1 pseudogene is annotated in these 251 nt (G+C 43.0%); it reads left to right on the top strand.

Features of this window, described 5'->3' with window-relative positions:
- Positions 1–35: 35 nt before the first annotated feature.
- A pseudogene (locus IQP38_RS25465) lies at positions 36–251 on the top strand (IS3 family transposase); the annotation flags it as partial.

The following is a 251-nucleotide window of genomic DNA, read 5'->3' as shown; positions in this document are numbered from 1 at the left end:
GTTGACACTTTCCACCCCCAAAATTGGAGAGTGTTATGAAATCAACAACTAAAAGAACTCAGCGCGATTACTCCCTCGCTTTTAAACTCACTGTAGTTGATGAGGTTGAAAAAGGAAGCCTCACTTACAAACAAGCCCAAGAGAAGTATGGCATCCAAGGTTGCTCTACGGTTTTGGTTTGGCTTCGTAAGCATGGTCGACTAGATTGGTCTAAAGGGACACCTAACTTTATGTCCAAAGGAGACTCTATG

The organism is Vibrio sp. OPT41 (assembly GCF_015163595.1).
GTDB classification, from domain to species: domain Bacteria; phylum Pseudomonadota; class Gammaproteobacteria; order Enterobacterales; family Vibrionaceae; genus Vibrio; species Vibrio alginolyticus.
This window is presented reverse-complemented; position numbering and strand designations above follow the sequence as displayed.